At 54.4% G+C, this 9013-nt stretch carries 10 protein-coding genes; 7 read left to right on the forward strand and 3 right to left on the reverse strand.

The window, feature by feature from the left end; genetic code table 11:
- Positions 1 to 34: 34 nt before the first annotated feature.
- Positions 35 to 598 carry an NAD(P)H nitroreductase gene (locus WKJ04_RS01665; RefSeq protein ID WP_337878824.1) on the forward strand — a complete coding sequence of 188 codons (564 nt, stop codon included), beginning with the start codon at positions 35 to 37 and terminating at the stop codon, positions 596 to 598.
- 38 nt (positions 599 to 636) lie between these two features.
- Here WKJ04_RS01665 and WKJ04_RS01670 read toward each other — a convergent pair whose 3' ends face one another.
- Both WKJ04_RS01670 and asnS read right to left on the reverse strand, forming a co-directional pair.
- A complete protein-coding gene (locus tag WKJ04_RS01670) occupies positions 637 to 990 on the reverse strand; it encodes a hypothetical protein (protein ID WP_337878825.1) in 354 nt (117 codons plus the stop codon).
- Positions 991 to 1149: 159 nt separating this feature from the next.
- On the reverse strand, positions 1150 to 2550 hold the full coding sequence (gene asnS / locus WKJ04_RS01675; RefSeq protein ID WP_337840154.1) for an asparagine--tRNA ligase: 1401 nt from the start codon (positions 2548 to 2550) through the stop codon (positions 1150 to 1152).
- 97 nt (positions 2551 to 2647) lie between these two features.
- On the opposite strand from asnS, the gene WKJ04_RS01680 reads away from it, so the two are divergent.
- Complete coding sequence (locus WKJ04_RS01680) at positions 2648 to 3028, forward strand: hypothetical protein (RefSeq protein WP_337878826.1); 381 nt, start codon at positions 2648 to 2650, stop codon at positions 3026 to 3028.
- On the opposite strand, the gene bioA is transcribed toward WKJ04_RS01680, so the two are convergent.
- On the reverse strand, positions 3014 to 4321 hold the full coding sequence (bioA, locus tag WKJ04_RS01685) for an adenosylmethionine--8-amino-7-oxononanoate transaminase (protein ID WP_337878827.1): 1308 nt from the start codon (positions 4319 to 4321) through the stop codon (positions 3014 to 3016). The genes WKJ04_RS01680 and bioA overlap by 15 nt on opposite strands.
- Positions 4322 to 4437: 116 nt before the next feature.
- Here bioA and bioB point away from each other — a divergent pair, with 116 nt between their 5' ends.
- From bioB to htpX, 5 genes are all read left to right on the forward strand, one after another.
- Entirely contained in the window at positions 4438 to 5484 is a 1047-nt protein-coding gene (gene bioB / locus WKJ04_RS01690; RefSeq protein WP_337878828.1) for a biotin synthase BioB, read from the forward strand.
- Positions 5484 to 6635, forward strand: coding sequence for an 8-amino-7-oxononanoate synthase (locus tag WKJ04_RS01695; RefSeq protein ID WP_337878829.1), 1152 nt, complete (start codon positions 5484 to 5486; stop codon positions 6633 to 6635). Before bioB ends, WKJ04_RS01695 begins: the two co-directional genes overlap by 1 nt.
- Positions 6636 to 6640: 5 nt before the next feature.
- Complete coding sequence (locus tag WKJ04_RS01700) at positions 6641 to 7414, forward strand: methyltransferase domain-containing protein (RefSeq protein WP_337878830.1); 774 nt, start codon at positions 6641 to 6643, stop codon at positions 7412 to 7414.
- Entirely contained in the window at positions 7411 to 8094 is a 684-nt protein-coding gene (bioD, locus tag WKJ04_RS01705) for a dethiobiotin synthase (protein WP_337878831.1), read from the forward strand. Before WKJ04_RS01700 ends, bioD begins: the two co-directional genes overlap by 4 nt.
- A gap of 158 nt (positions 8095 to 8252) precedes the next feature.
- The coding region (htpX, locus tag WKJ04_RS01710; protein WP_337878832.1) for a protease HtpX at positions 8253 to 9013 on the forward strand (761 nt) is incomplete at its 3' end.

Below are 9013 nucleotides of genomic sequence, written 5' to 3' on the forward strand. Positions count from 1 at the left end.
CGCTGCATTTAGATCGCTTAGCCGGAGTCGAATTATGGATGCTGTGACCCTATTAACCACTCGTTATTCTTCCCCACGCCTGACCGAACCTGCACCGGCGGGTGAAGATTTGCAGCTGATTAAGCAGGCCGCTTTGCAGGTACCCGATCATGGTCATTTGAGACCCTGGCGTTTTGTGGTGTTTAATGGCCGGCAGGCGCTGCAGAAACTGGGCGATATCTTTGCCGAAGCGGCTCTGGAGGATGACCCTTCGGTGTCTGATGAAGTGGTGGAGCGAGCTCGCCAGTTGCCATTGCGGGCACCTATGGTGATTGCCTGTATCGCTAAATGCGTGGAACACCCGAAGGTGCCTTTTTCTGAACAGATTCAATCTGCTGCCTGTGCGGTGATGGCGATGCAGCAGGCTGCTTTTGCGCTGGGCTTTGGTGGGATCTGGCGCAGTGGTGCCTACACTCAGTATGATTTTGTTAAACAGGCGTTGGAACTGGGTGAAGATGATGAAATTGTCGGTTATCTGTACCTGGGCACCTGCGCTTTGGATATGCCGCCGCGTCAACCATTAAGCCCGGAAGGTTTTTTTCAGGATTTTCAGGGCTGAGCTCAAAAAAGCAGGCTCCGACAGGAGCCTGACTGCCACTAAAAACCGGTTTCAAAGTGTGCTGTAGCCTGCACCTGCTCCCAGGTTCCGTCTGAATATAAAATGGTCGCTTTCCCCAAATGCTCCTGATAAGGCCGGATTTGTTTATTGCAACTTAATGCTGTGGCCGCACAGCCTGAAGTGGCATCCGACCAAATGACCTGAGAAACGGTTTTGGTTAGGCCTGTGATTCGCCATAACGCCAGATTGGTATTGTTATCAAAGGTGAATTCCATCGCAGAGCAATAGCCCAGCTGCCATTCATCATAAGCAGCGGTGTCGACCATGCATTCCATCGAGGCTGCAGTTGCTGCACCGCTCAGTAACATCAAAGGTAAAAACAGCTTTTTCATAGAGAGTCCCTTTTTATTGATTTTGCCAAAATGGCAACAAAAGTAAAAAATATGTTTACTTGTTTGTCAATTGGGTAAATGAAAAAACTTGGGTTGGTGCTGTATTGCAGGTAAAAAAAAGCCCCTGGAAACAGGGGCTTGGTTCGTCAGATCAGCCGATCAAAACTCAGCGTTACCGGGAGTACGAGGGAATGCAATGACATCCCGCACGTTGCCAACGCCAGTGACATAAGACACCAGACGCTCAAAACCTAAACCAAAACCAGCATGCGGCACCGTGCCGTAACGGCGCAGATCGCGGTACCAGCTGTAGTCTTCTTTGTGCAGACCCATCTCATCCAGACGTTTGTCGAACTGGTCCAGACGTTCTTCACGCTGACTGCCACCGATAATTTCGCCAATGCCAGGGGCCAATACATCCATAGCGGCAACAGTTTTGCCATCTTCATTCAGACGCATATAGAAGGCTTTGATGTCCTTAGGGTAGTTTTGCATGATGATAGGCGCGCCCACATGCACTTCGGCCAGGTAACGTTCATGCTCAGATTGCAGGTCCACACCCCATTCCACCGGGTATTCAAACTCTTTGCCGCAATTTTTCAGGATCTCAATGGCGTCGGTGTAATCCATCCGCACAAACGAAGAATCAATCACTTTTTCCAGCCGGCTGATGGCGTCGCTGTCAATACGTTCGGCGAAAAACGCCATGTCATCAGCCCGCTCGGCCAGCACCGCTTTAAATACGTACTTCAGCAAATCTTCGGCCAGCTGGGCGATGTCTTTCAGTTCGGCAAACGCCACTTCAGGTTCAATCATCCAGAACTCAGCCAAATGGCGGCTGGTGTGTGAATTTTCTGCCCGGAAAGTGGGACCGAACGTGTATATCTTTGACAGTGCGCAGGCGTAGGTTTCACCATTTAACTGGCCAGACACGGTCAGAAAGGTTTCTTTGCCAAAGAAATCTTTAGAGAAATCGATATCGCCTTTGTCCGTGCGTGGCAGGTTTTCCAAATCCAGTGTGCTGACACGGAACATTTCACCGGCACCTTCCGCATCAGCCCCGGTGATCAGCGGCGTGCTGACCCAATAAAAACCCTGCTCATGGAAAAAGCGGTGAATGGCCTGGGCCAGGCAATGACGGACACGGGCCACCGCGCCAATCACATTGGTGCGCGGGCGCAGGTGAGCCTGTTCACGCAGGTACTCCATGCTGTGGCGTTTCGGTGCCATAGGGTAAGTGTCCGGGTTTTCTACCCAGCCCACCACCTCGACCTGGCTGGCCTGAATTTCAAACGCCTGACCCTGGCCTTCAGAACGGGCAATCACACCTGTGACTATCACAGAACAGGCGGTCGTCAGCTTTTTGATTTCTGATTCGTAATTCGTCAGTTCAGCCGGAGCAACGGCCTGCACTGCATCAAAGCAGCTGCCGTCGTGCACGGCTAAAAAGGAAATACCAGCTTTGGAATCGCGTTTGGTGCGGATCCAGCCCTTGACTGTCACTGTACTGCCCAGTTCATACTGACCAGCAAGCACATCTTTAATTACTGCATGCGTCATGCAACTTGCTCCAACTTGCCTTTGTCAAAATGTTAAAAGGCAACATGATACGCAGGCAAGGCCTGAACACAAGTAAAAGTTGTACGGAGGATTCAAAATGACGGAAGACCAGACGAACACTGAGCTCAGCAACAGAAGGCAGGGGCCGGATCTGTGGCTGAGACTGCTGTCCTGGCTGAATTTGTGCTGTTGGATCCTGTTGTCTGGTGCCCTGGCTTTGGCTCATCTGGCGGAACCGGATTTTAATTCGGGCCTGGTACGTTATTGGAAAATTCCGGTAGACCCATACTGGGATCAGGCATTGCTGGCGTACAGCACTCCACTTTTTATCGCCTGCCTGTTGCTGAGCCTGATCAGCTTAGTTCTGCACTGGCGCCGGAACCGGCGCCACACTGACAGTGTTCGGCTGAATCTCTACCTGCTGGTGCTGTTCAGTGCGGTGGCAATTTGGTTGTTATCTGGTTTAAGCACCAGGTAACACCACGGACTGACTCCAGTCTGGTGTTTTGCTCAACTGGCAGACGGCATCTGTCAGGACCGCCAGTTCGTCTGGCTGGATCACAAAAGGAGGCATCAGGTACAACAGATTGCCAAAAGGCCGTACCCAGACACCCAGCGCCACACAACGTTTTTGCACCTGCGCCACATCCAGCGGATGCAGCATTTCCACCACCCCAATTGCACCCAATACCCGCACTTCCCGGACCCCCGGGTACGAAGTGCAGGGCGCCAGTCCGCTTTTCAGCTGGTTCTCGATAGCCTGCACCTGCGCCTGCCACTGACCCTGTTGAATAAGGCTGACGCTGGCACAGGCGACAGCACAAGCCAGGGCATTGGCCATATAAGTGGGGCCATGCATCAGCGCGGGCACTTCACCATGGCTGATGCCCTGGGCCACCTTGTCATTGCACAGGGTGGCGGCGAGACTCAGGTACCCGCCGGACAGCGCCTTGCCCACACATAAAATATCCGGACTGATGTTGGCGTGATGGCAGGCAAACAGCCGACCGGTGCGGCCAAAGCCAGTGGCTATTTCATCGGCTATCAGCAACACCTGGTACTGGTCACAGAGTTGACGGGCCAGCCGCAGGTAGTCGGGATGATAAAAACGCATACCACCGGCGCCCTGCAGCACAGGTTCCAGAATAAAGGCCGCCAGTTCTTGATGGTGTGCAGCAAACAATTGACGCAGCGCCGCAGCATCCTGTTCCAGAAAAGGGCCGTCAAAGCGGCTTTGTGGAGCGGGCGCAAACAGTTGTTTGGCCAGTTGGCCCTGAAACAGGCTATGCATGCCATCCACAGGATCACAAACTGACATGGCGGCGAAGGTGTCGCCGTGGTAGGCCTTACGCAGCGCCAGGATACGCGTTTTTTTGGGTTGGCCTTGCCCCAGCCAGAACTGCAGCGCCATTTTAAGCGCCACTTCCACGGCAATGGAGCCACTGTCAGCGTAAAAAATTTTCGTTAAACCCTGGGGGACCATCGACAGCAACAAACGGCCAAGCTGCACCGCACTCTGATGGGTAAAACCTCCAAACATCACGTGGCTGAACTGGCTGGCCTGCGCCGTTAACGCGGCATTCAGCGTCGGGTGATTGTAACCGTGCACAGCGGCCCACCAGGAGCTGGTGCCATCGATCAGACTTCGGCCATCCTCCAGCTGGATCCTGACGCCGGACGCTTTGGCGACCGGGTAGACAGGCAAGGGGCTGGTCAGCGAGGTGTAAGGGTGCCACAGGTGTTCGCGGTCGAATTCGATATTGCTGCTCATAAAATAACCTGAAGTAAACTTTGTAAACTGGTTGGCGTTGACAGGGTAAGCGGGGTCTATAGACTAACGGAAAATTTCAGGCCCGACAAACAGGCCTTTTTCAGTCAGGGAAACTTATGTCAGCTGTCGCTTCCGTACGTCACGATTGGTCTTTGGCCGAGGTGCAGGCTTTATTTGCATTGCCTTTTAATGATCTGTTGTTTCAGGCGCAGACGGTGCACCGCCAACACTTCAAACCCAATGAAGTCCAGGTCAGCACCTTGTTATCGATCAAAACCGGTGCCTGCGCCGAAGACTGTAAATACTGTCCGCAGAGCGGCCATTACAATACGGGTCTGGAACGCGAGCGGCTGCTGGAAGTGGAAAAGGTGCTGACTCAGGCCAGAGCTGCCAAAGACAAAGGGGCGACCCGTTTTTGTATGGGGGCCGCCTGGAGTAACCCAAAACAAAGGGACATGCCCTTTCTGATGGAAATGGTCAAAGGCGTCAAAGAGATGGGGCTGGAGACCTGCATGACGCTGGGTAAACTGGATGCCAGCCAGGCGGTGGAGTTAAAACAGGCGGGTCTGGATTATTACAACCATAACCTCGACACCTCACCAGAGTTCTATGGCGAAATTATTACCACCCGCACTTACCAGGACCGGCTGGACACCTTGCAGCATGTGCGGGATGCCGGGATGAAAGTCTGCTGTGGCGGTATTGTCGGTATGGGCGAAAGTGCCACCGACAGAGCCGGCCTGTTACGGCAGCTGGCGAATTTGCCGGAACACCCCGAAAGTGTGCCAATCAACATGCTGGTCAAAGTGCAGGGCACTCCGCTGGATAATGTGGATGATCTGGACCCATTTGTCTTTATCCGCACCATAGCAGTTGCACGCATTCTGCTGCCGAAAAGCCATGTGCGCTTGTCGGCTGGCCGCTCTCGGATGAATGAACAAATGCAGGCCCTGTGTTTTATGGCCGGTGCCAACTCTATTTTTTACGGTGATAAGCTGCTGACTACAGAAAACCCGGAAGCGGATGCCGATAGGCTGTTATTCGCCAAGCTGGGACTGGTGCCGGAGCAGCGCCATGATGTGTCGGATGAGGCGCATGAAGCGGCGCTGGCTGACGCCATGAAAGAGCAGCAGACGCCGTCTTTGTTTCACGCAGCACTCTGATGCATGCCAACAGCCGCTTTCGTCAGGCGATTACCGAGCGCAGACAACAGCAACTGTACCGCCAGCCAACCCTGATTGAACAGTATCAGGGGCGGCTGGTGCAGGTGGCAGGTCAGCAATACCTGAACTTTTCCGGCAATGATTACCTGGGGCTGGCACAAGCTGACCAGTTAAAAGCGGCGCTGTCTGAAGGCGCGTTGCGGTTTGGCAGTGGCAGTTCAGGTTCACCTGTGCTGACCGGTTTTCATTATGCCCATCAGGCGCTGACGGATAAGCTGTGTGACTGGTTGCAGGTTGAAGATGTGTTGTTAATGTCATCGGGTTTTGCTGCCAACCAGCTGTTACTGCATACCTTGCCAGACAAACAAGACCATCTGTTGCTGGACAAGCTCTGCCATGCCTCGCTGATTGATGCGGCCCTGACGGCTCCCTGCAGTTACAGCCGCTTTTCGCATCAGGACTGGTCCGCCCTTGACAGCAAACTGCGTCAGCGCAGCAACAGCTGGGTGGTCACTGAAGGAGTGTTCAGCATGGATGGCGACAGTCCGGACTGGAGCCAGCTGACAGCGCTCTGTGCGTCGCATCAGGCGGAACTGATTCTGGATGACGCTCACGGTCTGGGTCAGTCAGGGCCCGAAGGTCGTGGCAGCTGGGCGGCTCAGGGCGGCAACGTGGCCGGGATCAGTGCGCTGATGGCGAATTTTGGCAAGGCGTTGGCCGGACAGGGGGCTTTTGTGGCGGGCTCAAAACTGCTGATTGATTATCTGCGCCAGTTTGGCCGGCATTATATTTACAGTACATCCTTATCGCCGGCTTTGTGTTGGGCCCTGTGCACCGCCATTGATCTGTGCAGAAAAGAGCAGTGGCGCCGTGACAAGCTGCAACAGCATAGTGAGTTATTCCGCCGACTGGCTGCTGAGGCTGAGTTGCCGCTGCTGCCATCGGTTACCGCCATTCAGCCTGTGCTGGTTGGTGACACTGAAAAAGCTTTAATGCTCAGTGAGCAGCTAAAGCAGCGGGGGATCTGGTTATCAGCCATCCGGCCTCCGACGGTACCACGGCACGGCGCCAGGTTACGTGTGACTTTATCTGCCTTGCACCAGACTGAGGATATTTATCATTTGATCAAGACGTTACGGAGTTTGTGGTGACGGCAATGCCAAAACTTTCTGCGTTCAGTACTGCCGAACAGGTGGCGGTACAGTTTGGGACCGCTGTGACCAGTTACACCCAACACGCCCGGCTGCAACGCCACGCCGCTCATCAGCTGCTGGCCTTGTTACCTGAGTATCAGTCGCTGTTGGTTGATTTAGGCACTGGCCCCCTGTGGTACAAAGCGCTGTTGCAGCAACGTTGCCGCCAATTGTTAGCGCTTGATTTAAGCTGGCCCATGCTGGCGCAGGCAAAAGCTCAGGGCGTGGATGCGGTGCAGGCCGATGCCAGCCAACTGCCTTTTCAACACGGCAGCCTGGATGGGCTTTATTCCAGCCTGATGCTGCAGTGGTGCCCCAAGCCTGAACTGGTGTTGCAGCAAGTGGCGCAGGCGTTAAAACCTGGTGCGGTCGCTGTGCTGAGCACTTTGCTGCAGGGCACCTTGGCTGAATTGGAGCACGCTTGGGCGGGGCTTGATCCCTATCGCCATACCAATGAGTTTTTACCTTTGGCGTATTTTTCCGCCTTGCAGCCTGGTTTTCGTGATTCAGGCATAGAGCTGGAACTGGTTGCTGAGCTGGTGCAGTTGCCTTACCCGGACGTGCGGGCTTTGGCCCGTGAACTGAAAGGTCTGGGCGCCAATACGGTGCTGGGGCAGAAGCGGCGGGGCCTGACCGGCAAAGGCTTCTGGCAGCAACTGGAGTTGCAGTATCCGCGGCAACAGGGCCTGCTGCTGGCCAGTTATCAGTTGCTCTATATTAGGATGCGGCGCTTATGAAAATTTTTGTCACAGGCACAGACACCGATGCCGGTAAAACTTATTGCACCACCGCTTTATTGGGCGGATTACAGCAGCGCCAGCTGAAAGCCTTAGGGTTAAAACCTTTTGCGGCCGGGGTGAATAGCCAGGGACGAAATACCGACGCCCTGGCGCTGCAGCACGCCAGCACCGTGCCACTGAGTTATCACGAGGTGAATCCGGTTTGTTTACCTGAGGCCATAGCGCCGCATTTGGCGGCTGCCCATCAGGGGTTGTCACTTTGCAAAACTCAACTGCTGGAGGCGGTTAGCAGAGTGGAAGCTTATCAGGCGGATCTGATGCTGATTGAAGGCGCGGGGGGCTGGATGTTGCCCGTGACTGCAGAGGCTTGCCTGTCGGATTGGGTTGCAGAAGAGGGCTGGCCGGTGATCCTGGTGGTTGGCATGAAGCTGGGCTGTCTGAATCATGCGCTGCTGACAGTGAATGCGTTGCAACAAGCCCGTGTGCCACTGCTGGGCTGGATAGCCAATTGCATTGACCCGGACATGGTCTGTCTGGACGAAAACATTGCGACATTACAACAACGAATTCCGGCGCCTTGCCTGGCGGTGTTGCCTTATGCGACCACTGGTGTCAGCCCGGATTTGCAACTACAACTGGCTGATGCGGTGCTGAATTCTCGTCCGTCTGGTCGTTAACCCCGGTTTTTTCGCCAGTTATCTTTTCTTACAAATGCCTGCCGCATGGCCATTGAATTCGCTTCTTTAACCCCTATAGTAGCAGTGACAGCCCGGAACCTGAATGCGGGTTTCGGCCCTGCCTGACTCAATGTTGTAACTGAGTGAACGAGGTGAGTATGAAACGGATTATGTTGTTTTTAGCCACGAACCTGGCGGTGATGCTGGTGCTGAGTGTGGTACTGAGCATCCTGTTCGCCGTGTTGGGCATCGACAGCCGCAGCATCAGTGGTTTGTTGGTGTTTGCCGCAGTGTTTGGTTTTGGTGGATCCTTTATCTCACTTTTTATGTCGAAGTGGATGGCCAAACGCTCGACGGGAGCCATGGTGATAACACAGCCGCGTAATGCGACTGAACAATGGCTGCTGCAAACTGTGCGCCGTCAGGCGCAACAAGCCGGCATCGCTATGCCGGAAGTCGCTCTGTACGATTCCCCGGAAATGAATGCCTTTGCCACAGGCCCAAGCCGCAACAACGCGCTGGTGGCGGTCAGCACAGGTTTATTACGCAATATGCGTGAAGACGAAGTTGAGGCTGTGCTGGCGCATGAAGTTTCTCATATCGCCAATGGTGATATGGTGACGCTGACCTTGATCCAGGGGGTGGTCAACACCTTTGTCATTTTCTTCGCCCGCTTAATAGCCGGCGCTATTTCTGGCAACAGAGGGGAAGGCCAAAGCAGCAACGGTGTCGTCTATATGCTGACGGTATTGGTACTGGAAATGGCTTTTGGCGTGCTGGCCAGCCTGATTGTGATGTGGTTTTCCCGTCAGCGTGAATACAGAGCGGACGCTGGTGCTGCCCGCCTGGCCGGCACAGGCAAAATGATTGCGGCACTTGAGCGCCTGCGGAACAACCACGAAAGCCGGCTTGAAGGGTC

Origin of the sequence: Rheinheimera sp. (assembly GCF_037442345.1) — a bacterium.
In the GTDB taxonomy this organism is placed as follows: Bacteria; Pseudomonadota; Gammaproteobacteria; order Enterobacterales; family Alteromonadaceae; genus Pararheinheimera.